This window comes from Leptolyngbya sp. Heron Island J, assembly GCF_000482245.1.
Lineage (GTDB): Bacteria > Cyanobacteriota > Cyanobacteriia > Phormidesmidales > Phormidesmidaceae > Leptothoe.
Genome location: NZ_AWNH01000078.1, coordinates 128,775 through 146,216 on the forward strand (window position 1 = coordinate 128,775; position 17,442 = coordinate 146,216).

Below are 17,442 nucleotides of genomic sequence, written 5' to 3' on the forward strand. Positions count from 1 at the left end.
TGTGGGGTGGGCGCAGTCCATCGTTGGGTGAATAGTGAGCGGATTATTAGTTGCAGCAACGGATACAGAATGTGGGAAGACAGTTTTAACCTGTGCGCTAGTGGCGTATTGGCGGCAGTATTGTTCGCCTCGACGGTTGGGCGTTTTGAAACCAGTTCAATCAGGGATCGGCGATCGCGAGTTATTTCAGCAGGTATTTAATCTGGAGCAGTCGCTGGAGGAGTTAAATCCTGTTTTTTATCAGGCTCCGCTAGCACCACCCATTGCAGCCGCTCTGGAAAATACGATCGTTGATTTGACGCCAGCATGGCAGCGATATGTAGCTTTGCAGAACACGTGTGACTGGGTATTGGTTGAAGGTTTAGGGGGCTTAGGGTCCCCGGTGACTGATGAGCTGACGGTGGCGGATCTGGCCGCTGATTGGCGGTTGCCAGTGGTGTTGGTGGTGCCGGTTAAGCTGGGTGCGATCGCAGCGACCGTTGCCAATGTAGCCCTGGCCCGTCAACATCGACTGCAGCTTCAAGGTATCGTTCTCAACTGTACAACCCCTGAAGCTGAAGATAAGGTGGAGCAACTCACCCCACCCGATATGATTAGTAACCTTACCCGCATTCCGGTGTTAGGTGTACTGCCTCACTTTAGCGATCCGACCAACATAGAGCAGCTGAGTTCGGCGGCTCGCACGCTGAGTCTGGAAGCTATTATGCCGACTCCGTTTTGGGTGGCTTAAAGGGATTAAATGGTGTATTTGACCAGATATCTCTGGTATAAGGCTATACAGGGCTTAGCAATGCCAGAATCTATATACTGAGCGTATACATGTGTCTGCTAAGGTCCTATGGTTTCAACGCTGCCTGCCAATACACGCATCTCTCAAGCCCCGCCTCAAGTGCGGGACACCATTAAAACTCTGCAATCGCAGTTGGTGCAGTGGCGTCGTCACCTACATCAGCGTCCAGAGCTAGGATTTGAAGAGAAGATAACAGCTGAATTTATTAGCCAACAGCTGACGCAGTGGGGGATTGAGCACCAGACAAAAATTGCTGAAACCGGTATTGTGGCGACTATCCACAGCACTTATCCTGGGCCGGTGCTGGCTATTCGAGCTGATATGGATGCCCTACCGATTCAAGAACTAAATCAGGTCCCTTACCGCTCACTACACGGCGGTAAGATGCATGCCTGTGGCCATGATGGCCATGTCACCATTGCGTTAGGAACAGCCTACTATCTGGCGCAGCACCGCGATCGCTTTGCTGGGACGGTCAAAATTATCTTTCAACCCGCAGAAGAAGGGCCTGGTGGTGCTAAACCTATGATCGAGGCAGGTGTGCTCAGTCAGCCTGAGGTGGATGCCATAATTGGCTTACACATTTGGAATAATCTGCCCCTGGGAACAGTTGGCGTGCGCAGCGGCCCGCTCATGGCCGCTACCGAATATTTTCACTGCACGATTCAAGGGCGTGGAGGACATGGCGCACTGCCCCATCAAACCGTTGACTCGATTGTGGTTGGAGCCCAGATAGTCACTGCTTTACAGACCATTGTGGCTCGCAACATTAGCCCAATTGACTCGGCAGTAGTCACGGTCGGCGAGTTTCAAGCGGGGACAGCGGTCAATGTGATCGCTAATAGTGCACGCCTTAGCGGTACTGTGCGCTATTTCAACCCGGAGTATCGAGATCTGCTGCCAGAGCGCATGGAAGCGATTATTGCCGGGGTATGTCAGGCCCATGGCGCTAAGTATCAGTTTGACTATACCCGGTTATATCCACCTGTCATTAATGACGCGACGATCGCTGAGTTGGTTAAATCTGTTGCCAGTGCCGTGATTGAAACCCCGGCTGGCGTTGTGCCGGAATGTCAGACCATGGGGGGTGAAGATATGTCGTTCTTTTTGCAAGAGAAGCCCGGTTGTTATTTCTTTTTAGGCTCGGCGAATCCTGATTTAAATCTGGCCTATCCCCATCATCATCCTCGGTTTGACTTTGATGAGACTGTCTTAGGGACCGGGGTGGAGATATTTGTGCGATGTGTTGAGCGATTTTGTCGATAAATCGGTGGAAGTTTTATTCTCTCTCCTTGTTGCAGGGGATATACTTCTCACTGGTCTCGAAGAACATCTTGACTGATGCAGTTATGCTGCAGTTGAACGTTGCCCTATCCAACAGTCACGCTTAATGACGCTTGCCCCACCTAATTCCTCCCCTAGCCTCACTATCAACCAGCAATCGACGGCTGCTTGGCAAGGTACTCTAGAGCTTTGCTTTGCTAAAACCAATGGTAAGACTTTTCCTGTAAAGAGCTACGGCACCTCACCATTACGGGTGCAGCGGCCTTTCTATCCGGCAGCAGCTCCAGAAAATTGTCAGAGTGTGATTGTTCACACGGCTGGGGGGATGGTAGGCGGAGACCAATTGGATATGACTGTTACGGCTGAGCCGGAGACTCAGGTGCTGGTGACCACTGCCGCAGCGCATAAGGTTTATCGCAGCCAGGGTGACTGGGCTCAGCAGACGATTCAGCTAAAAGTAGGAGCTGGAGCCTATGTGGAATGGCTGCCTCAGGAGCTGATTTTGTTTAATGGGGGGCAGTTTCAGCAGTCCCTCAGGATAGATTTGGAACCCGGTGGGATATGGCTCGGTTGGGAGATTACGCGGTTTGGACGCAGTGCCAGAGGGGAGACGTTGAAAGCTGGGCAGTGGCGATCGCAAACTGAAGTCTGGCAGCAAGGTATGCCCTTATGGATCGACCGACAGCAGCTAGTGGGAGGGTCTGAAGTCCTCAGCAGTCAGAATGGATTAGCTGGTTATCCAGTGGCCGGTGCGTTTTTACTATTAGGGGCTGTCATTTCTTCAGAGCATCTGAATGCCCTTAGAGAGCAGCTCGATTCGTCAAGCTCAACCCCAGGCGAGATTGGGATCACTCAATTAGAACAGGGACTGGTAGCCCGCTACCGAGGGCTCTCTAGTCAGAGCGCTCGACAGTATTTTGTCAGTATCTGGCAATATCTACGCACTCAGGTTCTAGGTCAAAAAGCCTATGTACCTAGGGTTTGGGGCGTTTAACCGATTCTCTCGCTGTCAGTTCAAGCAGGTGCAATCTACCCATTATTTAGATAAGGTTTAGCCCCCAGGTGACCTCAACATATCCTGGTTTAATATAACTTCGGTCAGGTTAGTTAGGACCAGAGATATCTCTCAAAGCTTTAAGCTACAACAGCTAACCTGACTCGCAACTGACGAATGTATCCGCCAGTTGCTAATCTCTGTTGTGGTTAGTCTCCGTCGCACCCTATGCAACTCACTCCTCAGGAAAAAGATAAGCTGCTGATTTTTACAGCGGCGCTGGTGGCCGAACGTCGTAAAGACCGGGGGCTGAAGCTCAACCATCCAGAATCCGTTGCCTATATTTCTGCCGCAATCTTGGAAGGGGCGCGGGATGGCCGTACGGTGGCTGACCTGATGACCTATGGCACCACATTACTGAGTCGGGATGAAGTCATGGATGGCGTTGCGGAGATGATTCACGAAGTTCAGGTAGAAGCAACGTTCCCAGATGGTACTAAGCTGGTTACCGTGCATAATCCAATTCAATAAATTGTAGGGGCGTTGCATGCAACGCCCCTAGGACGACAATGCCAAAATTCGATTGCTGAGACGTTTAAATGGTTGAATCTGATAGTTCTCCAAACACTGGTGGTAATTTTCAGGATATAGACCTGGACCAAGATAGTCGTGCCCATGTGCTGGAGGCGATTGCTGAGGCCCTCGATCGCTATGCGTTTCCAGAAGCGGCGGCAAAGGCTCAGGCAGATATTCGACAACGCCTGAGTGCAGGGGGCTATAGCGATATTGTCAGCGGGCATCAGTTTGCAGAAACTCTGACCAATCAGCTGCAAGCCCTGACTGCAGATCGCAGTGTGCAGGTGTATTTTAGTCCTGCGCCTTTGCCAGACCTAAGTGCTGAGATGCCACCGACACCTGAAGAACTGGCTTATCAGCAGCGACAGAGCCAGCGTCGTAACTTTGACATTAATCGAGTAGAGCGATTAGCAGGTAATTTAGGTTTTCTGCAGCTCTACGGGTTTGAACCCCCCGAATTTGCCGGAGAAACTCTGGCGGCGGCCATGGCTTGTCTGGCTCACACGGAAGGCTTGATCATTGATCTGCGCTATAACCGGGGTGGCTCCCCTGGGATGGTGGCGCTGTTGTGTAGCTATGTACTACCGGCTTACCCGGCAGTGCATCTGAGCGATGTAAACTGGCCTGCCGAGCAGCGTCTTCAGCAAAGTTGGACATCGGCTTACGTGGGCGGTCCACGCTATCTAGACCGGCCTGTGTATGTTTTAACTGGACCAGAGACGGCTACGGCGGCTGAGGAGTTTGCCTATACCCTGAAGCAGCTGAAGCGGGCTACGCTCATTGGTGAGACCACTGCTGGTAAAGCTAATCCAGGAACTGGGCAACGGTTACATGACCACTTTTGGATGTTTTTGCCAACAGGGCAGGTATTGAGCCCCATCACTGGCGAGAACTGGGAAGGGAGCGGTGTGCTGCCAGACTTTAAGGTGCCGGTAGAGCTAGCGATGAAAGTTGCTCACTATATGGGGTTAACCGACTTGAGTAAAAAGTCTGGAGCCCCGGATAGGGAGTTGGAAGCAGCCTTAGAAACCGTGAAAAAGCAGCTGGATCAGATGCAGCAAGATCTAATTAGTCAGCTTGGAGGATTGCGATAATGTCTGGTACTTCTATGATCCCTGGGGAACTGTTACCGGCAGAAGGCAACATTGAACTTAATGCCGGTCGGTCAACTGTCACGCTAGCAGTAGCGAACAGCGGGGATCGACCGATTCAAGTGGGCTCGCATTTTCACTTTTATGAAGTGAATGATGCCCTACAGTTTGACCGGGATCAAACTAAGGGGATGCGCCTGGATATTCCGGCGGGGACAGCGGTAAGATTTGAACCAGGGGATGAGCGTTCTGTCACGTTGGTTGCTTTAGCCGGAGAGCGTCAGGTCTACGGCTTTAATCAACGGATAGAGGGTAAAGTATAGGACTCCTAAAAAATCAGCACTTTGTTCGGTGACAACGCAACAAAACATTGTTTATGTCTGATATGGGGACAAACTCCTTGAATCAGGAAAATGCCTCCTGGGTCAGGATTAAACCTTGTCCACGTCCAAAGCTGTAATTTTTCCCTAGAGGAAGTACACGGTTGGACATGGTTGAACTGCCGATATTTTCTGTCTCTGACGGCAGCTAGCCCACTGGGCAACCACATCTGTATATCGTGTTCTGAGATTAACTGACGTTGATTATGCTACGACTACGCCATTTTGCTGCGATCGCATGCCTGCAAGGGGTTTTGCTACTGGGTAATGTACCAGCATGGGGACAGACATCTGATGACTCTGTCGGTCTGCCAGAAGCCATTACTCCAAACATGGAGGGCATTGTGGATCTTGCCGATACAGAGCAGCCTCTTGGTGTAGGCTATCTATCGCCTCGCCGTCAAGCTGGGGAGCAGGCAAGCTGGCTATCTGCGGTAGAGTTACCACTTTATAGTGAGCCCGGCGGTGAACATTGGGGCTGGATCTGGCAAGGTTGGTTAATTCCCAATGGTCAGCAGGCGTTTGCCATTGGTCGTGATGCTAGTTTCACTATGGTCAGCGTAGACCCGCTATTGCTTGCATTTCCTGTGATTGAAGCGCGGGAGGACGGCTGGCTGCAAATGCAGTACACCAACGGTGGCAGTGCCTGGATTCATCGTGATCAACTGGATGATCGAGGGGTAGAACTGTCGTTTTATTCCTGGGAAGAAGGGTTGGCTGAGGCTGATATTGTAGATTTACGCAATAGAAATGATGCGCAGGTTTTGCGATCGCAACCCGAACGTGGTCGTAACGTTCTTAGCCTGGTTAGCCCCAGTAGTCTGATTGAACCCTTAGAAATCCAGGACGAATGGATTCGAGTCCGCATTACCCGCCCGGCCAATGGATGTGAGCCCCTGGCTGGCGCTAGTGAGGAAGAAGGCTGGCTTCAATGGAAAGACAGCGATGGCGAAGTGCTGCTGCTACCGAGTCGAGAAGACTGCGCCGGATAGAAATCGCCATTGCTGATTGAGGTGGATGAGTTTGCCAGTTCATGACTCACTGAGGATCAGCAATGGCAGAAAATTAAAAAATGTTCGTTATATACTCGTCGGGGCTCCTGAGCTAGCGTAAGCTATCCAGTGGCTTTGCTTTTACCCTCTACGTCCAGGAGACTCCGATGAGCTATCGCATGGATCGCCGCGCCTATGCTGAAACCTATGGACCCACTGTGGGAGACCGAGTGCGGTTAGCAGATACGGCATTGGTGATTGAGGTGGAACAGGACTTTACCACCTACGGCGATGAGGTCAAATTTGGCGGCGGTAAAGTAATCCGCGATGGCATGGGCCAGTCGCCAATTACACGGGCCGATGGGGCGGTGGATATGGTGATTACCAACGCCCTAATTTTGGACTGGTGGGGCATTGTCAAAGCAGATATCGGCATTAAAGACGGTCGGATTGCCAAGATTGGTAAGGCTGGCAATCCCTATATTCAGGACAATGTTGACATCATCATTGGTCCGGCCACCGAAGCGGTGGCGGGTGAGGGGATGATTGTCACGGCTGGGGGCATTGACTCCCACATTCACTTTATTTGTCCGCAGCAGATTGAAACTGCCATTGCCAGCGGTGTGACCACTATGATCGGCGGTGGCACGGGACCAGCTACCGGCACCAATGCCACGACCTGTACGCCCGGAGCCTGGAACATCTATCGCATGCTGCAGGCAGCGGATGCATTTCCGATGAATCTCGGATTTTTGGGTAAGGGCAATAGCGCTCAGCCCCAAGGACTGATAGAGCAAGTCCAATCGGGTGCCATGGGGTTAAAGCTTCACGAAGACTGGGGTACCACACCTGGTGCCATTGATACCTGCCTGGGGGTAGCGGATGACTTTGATATCCAAGTGGCCATCCACACTGACACCCTGAACGAAGCTGGGTTTGTTGAAAACACGATTGCCGCCTTTAAGAATCGAGTCATTCACACTTATCACACCGAAGGAGCCGGTGGGGGCCATGCGCCAGACATCATCAAAGTCTGTGGTGAAGCCAACGTGCTACCCTCATCCACCAATCCCACCCGACCCTATACCCGCAATACTCTGGATGAGCATCTGGACATGCTGATGGTGTGTCACCACCTGAGCCCGAGTATTCCGGAAGATGTCGCCTTTGCTGAGTCTCGTATTCGCCGCGAGACCATTGCAGCTGAAGACATTCTCCATGACTTAGGAGCCTTTAGCATGATTGCCTCCGATTCCCAGGCTATGGGTCGGGTTGGTGAAGTCGTGATTCGCACCTGGCAGACCGCACACAAAATGAAGGTGCAGCGCGGGGCGCTGACCGAGGATTCTGATCGCAACGACAATCATCGGGCTAAGCGCTATGTGGCCAAATACACCATCAATCCTGCTATTACCCATGGTATTGCCCATGAGGTAGGGTCGCTCGAAGCGGGCAAACTGGCAGACATCTGTCTTTGGAAACCGGCATTTTTTGGAGTGAAGCCCGAGTTAGTGATCAAGGGTGGAGTCATTGCCTGGGCACAGATGGGTGATCCTAATGCCAGTATCCCAACACCGCAGCCGATCCATATGCGGCCAATGTTTGGGAGTTTTGGTGGGGCCATTGGCAGTACGTCCCTCACATTTGTTTCTAAAGCTGCCGCTGAAGCAGATATTGCGAGTCAAATTGGGTTACAGACATCGGCTGTGGCAGTCAGTGGCTGTCGCAACCTGAGTAAAGCAGACATGAAATTAAACGACTATCAGCCCACAATGGAGGTAGACCCTGAAACCTACGAAGTGCGGGCTGACGGACAGCTGCTGACCTGTGAACCAGCAGAAGAACTGCCCATGGCTCAGCGATACTTCTTGTTTTAAGCAGGGGCTGTCTCAAATTTTTCCATATGACTACTTTTCAATACACTAGCCTGATCGCTGCTCCACCAGAAACGGTCTGGCGCTTTCATGAACGTCCCGATATTCTTAACCTGCTTACTCCACCCTGGCAACCGGTGGAAGCCATTCGGCGTGAAGGTGGTCTGGGGCCGGGGGCTGTCAGCGAATTCCGTCTGTGGCTCGGTCCGATTCCGATTACCTGGATTGCCCGTCATACTGACGAGTATGAACCTAACCAGTTATTTACTGATATTCAGGAAAGCGGGCCCCTGGATGCTTGGACCCATCGCCATCGGTTTGAGCCCGAGGGTGAGCAGACACGGCTGACTGACGATATTATGTTTACCCTGCCGGTGGAATGGGCTAGTGAGCCGCTGATTGGCTGGTTTGTCCTACAGCGACTCAGGGATATGTTTGAGTATCGGCATAAGGTGACACGGGAAGCTTGCAGCTGATTACGCGATATCCGTGGGTGTTTCCCCTTTGGCTTTTAACTGTTGTAACTGCGATCGCATCGCCTGCTCTAGCATTGCCCTAGGAACTTCAACGCTCTGGCCTTTTCCCTTTTCCTGCATAAAAATAATACTGTCCACCTGCTTCAGCGATAACAGCTGAAATAAAAGATGTGTGCTGGGATGGGGCAATGCCATCATCTGAGGATTATCGGCAGCACTCAAGGCGGCAGCTTCCAGGGACGGATAGGCGTAAACGACCGTTTTTGTTGCTTTTGGGTCTTGGCGACCGCGCAGGGTGGTCATCACCCATCCCTGTCCCAGGGATTGCAGCACATAATAGAGTTCCGTCGGCAGCTGTTCTGCAATTTCCTTGAGCAGGGGTGCTACTAGCGCAATTGCCTCGCCAGTTATTTGATCCGGAGCTTCATCAATCAAAGTTTGAATTTGTTTTTCAATATCCATCCGACTTTTTTGATAGTTTCGTGAAAATTACTGACTTTTGTTAGAACGTGCGGAAAACTGTCTATGCTCAGGTGAGGAAATGCCTGGGACGCGCTAGCTCTAATGACCACGCTGCTAATGCTTGAGGAAACGTCCACCACGCTTGTAGAAGCACTGAATACAGAAGTTTTGCAGTTGCTTAAGCAAGCGACCAGAACTTCCGAAAGAAGTTGCCAGGCTGTCGCTGATCGCATCTGTAGCGAATCGCTTCGTATTTGTACCGAAAGTCAACGTATTCAAGACTCTGGAGATATAAAAAGTTGGGCATTTAACCTCGCTAATCATCGAGTTGACCAGTGCATTCGCTATTACAAACTTAGCTCTGAACGGGGGCGCATAGAGCTGCATAGTACCCTGAGTGCTATTATCTATCGCTACATTTCTGCTCCCTATGCCCAGACGAGCTATCAAGCCCGTCTTTCCCTAATTGAAGATTTTCTACAAAATTTTTATAGCGAGGCGATCAATGCTTTTCGTCGGGAAAATCAGATGGCGACTGATTTTCAGCCCCGTACGGCCCTAGAATTAGCTGAATATATGGCCTTTACCGAGCGCTATGGTAAGCGGCGGATACCCCTAAGACGCGGGCGTAGTCAACAGTTAATCATTTTGAGAGCCCAAACTTTTTCCAAACAGCAACCACCGGAAACCGCTGTAGATATTGAACAAGCGACTGAAGCTGCCAACGAAAACGACCAGGGTTGGAAAAACGCTCCAATCCAGCGCCTGCGAGAAGAAATTTTACTCCAGTCCGATACACAGCCAGAGGATAACCTCCGGGAGCGAGTAGTTGATGAATTAATGGTCTATCTCAAAGAAAAAAAGCAAGAAGACTGTGCCGATTACTTTAGTTTGCGGCTGATGGATTTGCCAGCCAGTGAAATTGAGGGGTTGCTGGGCCTAACATCGCGGGAGCGAGACTACCTGCAACAGCGTTTTAAGTATCATTTACTACGCTTTGCCCTTACCCATCACTGGGAATTAGTTCACGAGTGGCTTGGTATTGAGTTAGAAAAAAACTTAGGCTTGACACCCCAACAGTGGGATCACCTACAAGAGAAAATGGATCAAAGTCAGACTAAGTTGCTACAGCTCAAGCAGCAGGGGCTGTCTGATTCGGACATATCGCAAGCACTTGGTCTGAGCCTGACTCAAATTCGAAAACATTGGTCTAAACTGCTGGAACAGGCATGGGAATTGCGTAATCTATCAGTTAGCTGATGATTGGCCAATGGGACTTTTTTGTGCAGTCAGCCGAGCTAAATTTTTTACACTCTCGGTTTTATCATCCGGATCAGGGACATTTAACCATGAATATTGAGTCAGAAAATTTGAAGCGCTTATTGCTAGAGTTTTTAACTTTTGATCGCTCGGCGTCCCCAATATCAGAGAGTGAGCCTACCCCACCGACCGGATCCAACCCATCAGCAGTCTGTGCATCTGAAGTCGGATCTGACGCTGTATCATTTGACTTTTTATTTGAAACGGGTCAGTCGTTTAACTTCGGAGATAAAACCACTGTGCAAGATCGTTTCCACACACTTTTAAAACACCGTTTCCAAACGGAATTTGCCAATCGCCCCCCATTGTTCCCATGGGAAGCAGAGGTGCGTGAGTATCCAACTGAGATACCCATGCCTGCCTATGCTCAGCCCATTAGTCGACTGTGGCTTGAAAATCCACTTCGGTTCAGTATTTCAAGCAAGCTGCCTGAAACTGTTCTACACCAGCTGTTAGACCGTTGCCAAAACATGGCTCAGTCTACATACAAGGAGGGCGTTAAGCTCGTCAAGATTGTAGAATCCATGTTTCCAGACTCCCTGGAGGCGTTGGAGCCCATTGCCAATATCGTCCTTACTCCTGCCTATCGCGATCCAACCTTAAAGGAAGCGACTTTGCAAGAGGTTGAGAATTTGGCGGGTGGTTATGAGCAAGCTACGCCAGAACAGCAAATTGCGCTTACCATGCTGGCATCAATGGAGATTATGTCGGCTTTGGCATTAACGGTATCCGTTGCTGAACCTGCTGTAAGCCGTGATTGGGTCACTCCCCAGGGTGTGGTTCATGTTGATGTGAACTACACGGGCGCAGTCTTGATCATCAATGCGACGATGCCAGTGGGTGGCAGTATCCAACTGGTAGGCGATGATGCTGATAGTCAGTCATCTCGCCCTGAAGCAGGAATGCTGACATTGGCGCAAACCGCTCCAGTAATTGGCGGTTCATATTCGTTGGAAGTGTCTTTAGACAACGACGGCCAGCGACCTTTGCGATTTTCGGTCATGGTGGTAGAGCCATCGGCCAGTTAAGCCAGCTAGGATTAAAAAACGCTAACTGACAATGTGCTGACGCGTTGACCTAGTATGGTTTCTCCTATGTCTACTTCCCATATTCCGTCCCGAGATCTAATCTCACGATGGCGGCAGCGGTTATCAACCCTGCCGCCATCTGTACCTGAAGACTCGATTGTCCTGCGGGTTTTGGTGCAATGCTTGGTGACGGTGGGGATATGTAGCCTAAGTGTTGCAGCTTCCGGAGTAACCGACACATCTATCTGGAATTTGTTGGCGATTCCGCTGAGTGCAGCAGGGGCTTATTGGAGTTGGCGCAGCCGTCGTCGCCGGAATATTGCAGCTAAGTTTTTGATTGCCTTGGGTATGTTGGTTGCCCTGGCATTTTTTTTAGGTCGCATGTTGCAGGTGCCGGGGGATACACGGATTGTTCTAGCAGAGCTGCTGATTCATTTGCAGGTGCTGCATAGTTTTGATTTGCCCCGCCGTAAAGACCTGGGATATTCCATGATGATTGGTCTGATTTTAGTGAGCGTGTCTGCTACTATCAGCCAAACTTTGCTGTTCGGGCCGTTTTTACTGCTGTTTCTGTTGCTGGCGCTGCCGGTGCTTGTTTTAGACTATCGCTCTCGGTTGGGGCTATTGGGTTGGCAACAAGGCAAAGGGGGGATACCGTGGCGGCAGCTGAGTGGCATCGTCGCGGTTGTCATCACCCTGGGGCTGGTGATTTTTATGGCGATGCCGCGCCTGCCAGGGTATCAGCTGCAGACGTTTCCAGTTAGTGGCAGTGTTAATGTGACTGAGGATGTCGCTGATCGCAGGGTTTTTAACCCAGGCTATGTGAACCGGGGGAATGACAGTACCGAGACATCCTCTGATAACTCGGAAGATGGCGGCAGTCCTGAGCGGGGACCTGGTCAAGTGAGTCCTAATTTTTACTATGGTTTTAACCGCCGGATTAATCAAAATCTGAGGGGTGAGTTAGAACCTCAGGTGGTCATGCGGGTGCGATCGCAACGTGCTGGCTTTTGGCGGGTAATGGCCTTCGACAGTTACACCGGTCAGGGTTGGGACTCATCCCGTGGAGATAGCCTGGTAGACCTGAGGCGCGATACCCTGTCCTATCGGTTTTTACCGATTACTCTGCAGCCCATTGGTCCCGCCCAAGAAGTTGTCCAGACCTACACCATGGTGCAGGACTTTCAAAACCTGGTGCCGACTCTCTATGCTCCAGAAGCGGTATATTTCCCAGCCGATGATCTGGCCATGGATCCTGAAGGGGCACTGCGACCGTCTGGTTTACTGCCTGAAGGGCTTACCTATACGGTTGTTTCTAGGGTGCCTGTGCGAGATCCTGAGCAGCTCAACCAGAGTCCTACTGAATACAGCGATGCGATTCAGCAATACTATTTGCAGGTCCCCGCTGATATTCGCGATCGCATCCGTACCGAAACAGAGCGTTGGCTAGCCACAGCTGAACGATCGCTGACCACGCCCTACGAAAAAGCTGACTTTTTAGCCCAGGTGCTACGGGAAAACTACACCCTTGATCAGGACCTGCCCCATTTTGAAGAGGGTGAAGACCTGGTGAGTGCCTTTCTCTTCAAGTATCAAGGTGGCACTCGCGACCAGTTCTCTACGGTACTAACGATAATGCTCCGGTCGATTGGGATTCCGGCCCGCTTATCCACCGGATTTGGGCCAGGCCAGTTTAATCCCTTTACCGGGTTTTACATCGTTCGCAATACCGATGCCTATGCCCTAACTGAAGTTTATTTTCCAGGCCAAGGTTGGTTTTACTTTAATCCTATCCCTAACACGCTGTTGCTTTCTCCTGATGACAACGGTGCCAACCCTTTCAGCGTATTGCGTCAGCTCTGGCGCACGTTAGTGGCGGTCCTGCCAGCTCCCGTTGCCCAAATGCTCCAGCGTAGTTTTCAGGTGCTTGTTGCCCTGATTGGGATACTGCTGCAATGGCTGACTCGGTTTAACGGTCAGGGTTGGCTGAGTGCTCTCTGGTGGGCTGTGGGGTTGACAGGCTTAGGATTCCTCAGCTGGCTGACGGTTCAGGGCTGGCGACGGTGGCGACGACATCTGAGGCTGCGACGTTTAGAACCGGTTGAGCAAATTTATCAGCAAATGTTGTGGATTTTAGACCAACGTGGCTATGGCAAACAGGCCAGTCAGACCCCGTTGGAATATGCGACAGATTTACAGCAACGCTCGGATTTCCGGCAAGGTAATTTAGTGTGGCAAATGGTCGATCGCTACATCAGCTGGCGCTATGGCGGTCAAGGGGTAGATGTGAATAACCTGAAGTCTGAGTTGCAAGCACTGCGACGCTCTGGAAGATAGCCGCCCTGCCGCCATCTAGAGATGAATATTATCGCTTGGTTTAATCACATCTATCGAATGATTTAGCGGTAAAAGCGGCTGTGATTTCCTACAATCACCTAAGATATTCGAGAATTTTGGATTCTGAGCATTAAATCGTTGCCCAACTCGAAATTCAACATTAAAAAAAGAGGTTAGCTCGTGGTTAGTCTAAAACAGCTGGTTAAAAATCCCCTCAAAGCCTTTGGTACTAAAGCTGAAAAGAGTTTTCAGCCAGAGGTTTTTGATAGCCATGTAATGACAACCTATGGGCGCTTTCCGTTGGCATTGACCCGAGGGGCAGGCTGTCGTGTTTGGGATGATCAAGCTAACGAGTATCTAGATTTTGTTGCCGGGATTGCTACTTGCACCTTAGGGCATGCTCATCCGGTGATGGTAGAGGCTGTGACCCAGCAAATTCAAAAGCTACACCATGTTTCCAACCTGTATTACATCCCAGAACAGGGAGCCCTTGCCCAGTGGCTGACGGAGCATTCCTGTACAGATCGGGTGTTTTTCTGTAATTCGGGAGCGGAGGCCAACGAAGCGGCAATTAAACTAGCCCGGAAGTACGCCCATACTCAACTTGATATTGCCGAGCCTGTAATTATTACGGCCAATGCCAGTTTCCATGGACGTACCTTGGCCACCATTACGGCCACAGGCCAGCCAAAGTACCAAAAAAACTTTTCGCCGCTGGTGCCTGGATTCCACTACGTGCAATTTAATGATATTGAGGCGCTGGAAAGTGCGATCGCATCCCTCAATGCCGAAGGTCCTCGCGTTGCCGCTATCCTGCTAGAAGCGCTCCAGGGAGAAGGAGGAGTCAATCCCGGTAATGTCCAATACTTCCAGCGAGTACGAGAACTTTGCGACCAGCACAAGATTTTACTAATTATCGATGAGGTCCAGGTCGGCATGGGGCGTACCGGCAAACTTTGGGGATATGAGCACCTGGGTATTGAACCGGATGTCATCACCGTTGCCAAGGGCTTAGGGGGCGGTGTGCCCATCGGAGCTATGCTCTGCAAAGCCAGCTGTGATGTGCTGCAACCTGGTGACCATGCCAGCACCTATGGCGGTAATCCATTTGTCTGCGGTGTGGCTTTAGCGGTTTGCCAGACTGTGGAATCAGAGCAACTGATGGCCAATGCGAATGCTCGGGGCCAGCAGTTGCGTCAGGGACTCCTCAAACTGGTTGATACCTATCCCAATCTGTTTGAACAGGTCAGAGGCTGGGGGTTAATCAATGGTTTTGTGCTTAAGCCCGATGCCCCTCTCAAATCTCTGGACATTTTGAAAGCAGCCACCAATCAAGGATTACTGCTTGTACCTGCTGGTCCTAACGTAGTCAGGTTTGTGCCGCCGCTGATTGTCAGCAGTGCTGAGGTTAACGAAGCCCTTGAAAAGCTATCCAAAGCGTTAGCAACTATTAGTTAGCGCCAATCGATCAATGCCTGTCGTTGACGAGGAGATAACATTTCCTGGATTTTGAACCAGGCCTTGTTGTCATCGTAAGGGCACCACTGGCGACACAATGCCATATTTTTAGGTGCCCTCGATGTATAGGCCAAGGTAAGAGCATACCGCTCTTTTTTGGGAACTGATGCATGGTGAAAAACGCTGACCGTATCTGCAATGACAACGGTGCCCCGTGGTCCTAGACATCGTTTCCAAGCTTGAGGGGCGACAACTTGAGCCATATCATGGTCGCGTATGTTGTTGTTCACATGGCGAAATTGTGAGTAAGAAGGCGTGTACTTTCTGGGGATGTACTCAAATGGACCTTCGTCTTCACCTACGTCATTTAAATAAATAATCACCTTGACGACTTTATAGTCTTCTCCGTCTTGGTGCCAGAGTCGTACACCTACTTGTTTTTGGTTGGGTACTTCTTTGCGTATGATGCAACCCAAATAGGCGACGGGCTGCCGCAGATAGTCTTCAATCAGTTCTAGCCATCTTGCCTGTAAACCCCATAAAAATAGGTCAGGATATGACATCAGCTTGCGAGCATTTAATCCGACACTATGGCTAGAGGCTGATCGCTCCCCCTTAAATTCTACAGAGGCTCCATGGGGTAAATGCTCCAATGCACGTTCTGCGATAGACAACATCGTAGATGTGCCCAGCAATGCCAAATTATCTAGTGTGGTTGTGCATACTCCTTCCTGACGTAGCTGAGAGATCAGTAAACGGTCGTAGTCGTTGAGAGTATAGCGGGGGCGTAATTGTACACTCCGTAAGTGAAAATTAGCTTTTTTCGAAGCTCTTGTAACAACATCGGGAACTTTTAAGAGCATGGTTAGTCAGTTGCGGGATGATTACGCACACACAACTCTGCTCGCCTAAAGAGACGATTGAAGGCCGTTTATGGGTATTCCCCAAAAAATCAGTAGATGCTTTTATGGGGAAAGAGATTGAGCTAAATTCGAAGCTTTGTAGAGAGAATGCCCTGAAATATCTGTTTACTCACCTGGGAATAGATGTTGACCTTGTACAGACTTCAGAAAAGTTGTAGGTGCTATAGTAAAAGTGACATAGATCATGCCTGACGGGGTTACACAACTGCTGAAAGGCCTATAACTTCAGTGGTTAAGAATGGGTAGATAAAAAAAGATAGGCTAGTTTTACGAACACGACCTATCACGACCTATGATACCGTCAATCTACCAAAGCTATCTAGAGAAGAAGCTCAGTGCCCGTCAGTCGTTGTTACTGTCATTGTTAGTCACGGTCGTGCACACGATCCGTGATGTGCGACTAGAGACCATAGCTGAGGCCCTGCCGCTGCCGATTCTATTTGAAAGTCGGCGAAAAAAGTACAACGGTTCCTTATGCTGGGTGCCATGGATGTAAATCGTCTCTGGCTGGGCCTATTCACCGTTTTCCTAAGGCATCAGCAGGTGACTAGAGGTAGCACCGTGTACGTGGCTATCGACCGCACAAGTTGGGGGCAGATCAATTTGTTGATGGTGAGTTTGATCTGGCGAAACCGAGCCATTCCGCTCTATTGGCAACGGCTAAAGAATCTGGGTAATAGCAACCTCAGGACTCAGCGTAAAGTACTGCGAGTAGCCTTATCGAGACTCTCAGACTACAAGGTAGTGGTACTCGGTGACCGAGAGTTTTGCTCGGTAGACTTGGCCTGTTGGCTGGGTGAGCAGCAGTGTTACTTTTGTCTGCGGCAGAAGAAATCAACCCACATTCAGTCCAATAATGATGACTGGATAGCCCTCTCTGAGCTTGAACTCACACCAGGAATGAGCTGTTTTTTCAATCAAATTACGGTCACCGAAAGCAAAGGGTTTGGACCGGTTCAGGTCGCGGGAAAATGGAAGCGACGTTACCAGGGCTTTGCACCTGACGAACCTTGGTATATTCTCACCAACTTCGATAGCCTGGATGCGGCGATCTCAGGATATCAGAAGAGGTTCTCCATAGAGGAACTGTTTCGTGACCTAAAATTAGGGGGCTACTGCCTCGAAAAAACGCGAGTTGAGGGCAGGCGATTTATGACCATGGTGCTCTTAATCGCCATTGCCTATACTTGTGCGACCACTCAGGGACAGCGGCTTAAACAGAAGGCGTTGCAAAAGTATATTGCTAGACCCGAAACTCAAGGCCTTAACCAAAAGCGACACAGTGCTTTTCATGTCGGATTAACCGCTTATCGCTGGGTTCCTTTTTGGCACCGTTGCCACAAACAAGTTCAGGCTTTGATGAGACTCGACCGAAACAAAATTGAGTATCATTTACGAGGGTTAAGAGCTATAGAAGCTGTCCTAGATACGCTTTAGCCGTTGTGTCTCCCTTTCAG

At 50.3% G+C, this 17,442-nt stretch carries 17 protein-coding genes; 15 read left to right on the plus strand and 2 right to left on the minus strand.

Annotated features, from left to right (window positions below):
- Positions 1-34 precede the first annotated feature (34 nt).
- The 9 genes from bioD (at position 35) to N836_RS61840 (ending at position 8,457) form a co-directional block, all read left to right on the plus strand.
- A complete protein-coding gene (gene bioD, locus N836_RS61800; protein ID WP_023074846.1) occupies positions 35-730 on the plus strand; it encodes a dethiobiotin synthase in 696 nt (231 codons plus the stop codon).
- Positions 731-838: 108 nt separating this feature from the next.
- Positions 839-2,056, plus strand: coding sequence for a M20 metallopeptidase family protein (locus N836_RS61805; RefSeq protein WP_023074847.1), 1,218 nt, complete (start codon positions 839-841; stop codon positions 2,054-2,056).
- A 124-nt stretch (positions 2,057-2,180) separates the two neighbouring features.
- Positions 2,181-3,068, plus strand: a complete 888-nt coding sequence (locus N836_RS61810) for an urease accessory protein UreD (RefSeq protein ID WP_023074848.1) — start codon at positions 2,181-2,183, stop codon at positions 3,066-3,068.
- Between the two features lie 228 nt (positions 3,069-3,296).
- Positions 3,297-3,599: an urease subunit gamma gene (gene ureA, locus N836_RS61815; protein WP_023074849.1), complete on the plus strand. Its 303-nt coding sequence runs from the start codon at positions 3,297-3,299 to the stop codon at positions 3,597-3,599.
- Positions 3,600-3,667: 68 nt separating this feature from the next.
- On the plus strand, positions 3,668-4,738 hold the full coding sequence (locus N836_RS61820) for a S41 family peptidase (protein ID WP_023074850.1): 1,071 nt from the start codon (positions 3,668-3,670) through the stop codon (positions 4,736-4,738).
- A complete protein-coding gene (locus tag N836_RS61825) occupies positions 4,738-5,058 on the plus strand; it encodes an urease subunit beta (RefSeq protein ID WP_023074851.1) in 321 nt (106 codons plus the stop codon). The genes N836_RS61820 and N836_RS61825 overlap by 1 nt, the downstream gene beginning before the upstream one ends.
- Before the next feature lie 263 nt (positions 5,059-5,321).
- The gene (locus tag N836_RS61830) at positions 5,322-6,107 is read left to right on the plus strand and encodes a hypothetical protein (RefSeq protein WP_023074852.1); all 786 of its coding nucleotides are present in this window, start codon (positions 5,322-5,324) and stop codon (positions 6,105-6,107) included.
- Positions 6,108-6,274: 167 nt separating this feature from the next.
- Complete coding sequence (gene ureC / locus N836_RS61835) at positions 6,275-7,984, plus strand: urease subunit alpha (RefSeq protein ID WP_023074853.1); 1,710 nt, start codon at positions 6,275-6,277, stop codon at positions 7,982-7,984.
- Between the two features lie 26 nt (positions 7,985-8,010).
- Complete coding sequence (locus N836_RS61840) at positions 8,011-8,457, plus strand: SRPBCC family protein (protein WP_023074854.1); 447 nt, start codon at positions 8,011-8,013, stop codon at positions 8,455-8,457.
- Here the strand turns inward: N836_RS61840 and N836_RS61845 are convergent, their stop codons facing one another.
- Positions 8,458-8,919, minus strand: a complete 462-nt coding sequence (locus tag N836_RS61845; RefSeq protein ID WP_023074855.1) for a hypothetical protein — start codon at positions 8,917-8,919, stop codon at positions 8,458-8,460. It abuts the gene before it with no gap.
- Between the two features lie 102 nt (positions 8,920-9,021).
- On the opposite strand from N836_RS61845, the gene hetZ reads away from it, so the two are divergent.
- The 4 genes from hetZ to N836_RS61865 all read left to right on the plus strand — a co-directional run bounded on the left by hetZ (position 9,022) and on the right by N836_RS61865 (position 15,062).
- Positions 9,022-10,179, plus strand: coding sequence for a heterocyst differentiation protein HetZ (gene hetZ, locus N836_RS61850; RefSeq protein WP_023074856.1), 1,158 nt, complete (start codon positions 9,022-9,024; stop codon positions 10,177-10,179).
- The gene (locus N836_RS61855) at positions 10,179-11,267 is read left to right on the plus strand and encodes a hypothetical protein (protein ID WP_023074857.1); all 1,089 of its coding nucleotides are present in this window, start codon (positions 10,179-10,181) and stop codon (positions 11,265-11,267) included. The genes hetZ and N836_RS61855 overlap by 1 nt, the downstream gene beginning before the upstream one ends.
- A 66-nt stretch (positions 11,268-11,333) precedes the next feature.
- Positions 11,334-13,604, plus strand: a complete 2,271-nt coding sequence (locus tag N836_RS61860; protein WP_023074858.1) for a DUF3488 and transglutaminase-like domain-containing protein — start codon at positions 11,334-11,336, stop codon at positions 13,602-13,604.
- A 180-nt stretch (positions 13,605-13,784) separates the two neighbouring features.
- On the plus strand, positions 13,785-15,062 hold the full coding sequence (locus N836_RS61865; protein WP_023074859.1) for an aspartate aminotransferase family protein: 1,278 nt from the start codon (positions 13,785-13,787) through the stop codon (positions 15,060-15,062).
- Here the strand turns inward: N836_RS61865 and N836_RS73680 are convergent.
- Entirely contained in the window at positions 15,059-15,925 is an 867-nt protein-coding gene (locus tag N836_RS73680; RefSeq protein ID WP_023074860.1) for a phytanoyl- dioxygenase, read from the minus strand. The genes N836_RS61865 and N836_RS73680 overlap by 4 nt on opposite strands.
- A 352-nt stretch (positions 15,926-16,277) precedes the next feature.
- On the opposite strand from N836_RS73680, the gene N836_RS74840 reads away from it, so the two are divergent.
- Complete coding sequence (locus tag N836_RS74840) at positions 16,278-16,481, plus strand: hypothetical protein (protein ID WP_071789022.1); 204 nt, start codon at positions 16,278-16,280, stop codon at positions 16,479-16,481.
- Complete coding sequence (locus tag N836_RS61875; protein ID WP_051394517.1) at positions 16,472-17,422, plus strand: IS4 family transposase; 951 nt, start codon at positions 16,472-16,474, stop codon at positions 17,420-17,422. Before N836_RS74840 ends, N836_RS61875 begins: the two co-directional genes overlap by 10 nt.
- Positions 17,423-17,442: the final 20 nt, after the last annotated feature.

Excerpts from the sequence above, each read along its gene's own strand:
- N836_RS61805 (WP_023074847.1), top strand. The coding sequence starts at position 839 with ATGGTTTCAACGCTGCCTGCCAATACACGCATCTCTCAAGCCCCGCCT.
- N836_RS61810 (WP_023074848.1), top strand. The coding sequence starts at position 2,181 with ATGACGCTTGCCCCACCTAATTCCTCCCCTAGCCTCACTATCAACCAG.
- ureA (WP_023074849.1), top strand. The coding sequence starts at position 3,297 with ATGCAACTCACTCCTCAGGAAAAAGATAAGCTGCTGATTTTTACAGCG.
- N836_RS61820 (WP_023074850.1), top strand. The coding sequence starts at position 3,668 with ATGGTTGAATCTGATAGTTCTCCAAACACTGGTGGTAATTTTCAGGAT.
- N836_RS61825 (WP_023074851.1), top strand. The coding sequence starts at position 4,738 with ATGTCTGGTACTTCTATGATCCCTGGGGAACTGTTACCGGCAGAAGGC.
- N836_RS61830 (WP_023074852.1), top strand. The coding sequence starts at position 5,322 with ATGCTACGACTACGCCATTTTGCTGCGATCGCATGCCTGCAAGGGGTT.
- ureC (WP_023074853.1), top strand. The coding sequence starts at position 6,275 with ATGAGCTATCGCATGGATCGCCGCGCCTATGCTGAAACCTATGGACCC.
- N836_RS61840 (WP_023074854.1), top strand. The coding sequence starts at position 8,011 with ATGACTACTTTTCAATACACTAGCCTGATCGCTGCTCCACCAGAAACG.
- N836_RS61845 (WP_023074855.1), bottom strand. The coding sequence starts at position 8,919 with ATGGATATTGAAAAACAAATTCAAACTTTGATTGATGAAGCTCCGGAT.
- hetZ (WP_023074856.1), top strand. The coding sequence starts at position 9,022 with ATGACCACGCTGCTAATGCTTGAGGAAACGTCCACCACGCTTGTAGAA.
- N836_RS61855 (WP_023074857.1), top strand. The coding sequence starts at position 10,179 with ATGATTGGCCAATGGGACTTTTTTGTGCAGTCAGCCGAGCTAAATTTT.
- N836_RS61860 (WP_023074858.1), top strand. The coding sequence starts at position 11,334 with ATGTCTACTTCCCATATTCCGTCCCGAGATCTAATCTCACGATGGCGG.
- N836_RS73680 (WP_023074860.1), bottom strand. The coding sequence starts at position 15,925 with ATGCTCTTAAAAGTTCCCGATGTTGTTACAAGAGCTTCGAAAAAAGCT.
- N836_RS74840 (WP_071789022.1), top strand. The coding sequence starts at position 16,278 with ATGATACCGTCAATCTACCAAAGCTATCTAGAGAAGAAGCTCAGTGCC.
- N836_RS61875 (WP_051394517.1), top strand. The coding sequence starts at position 16,472 with ATGGATGTAAATCGTCTCTGGCTGGGCCTATTCACCGTTTTCCTAAGG.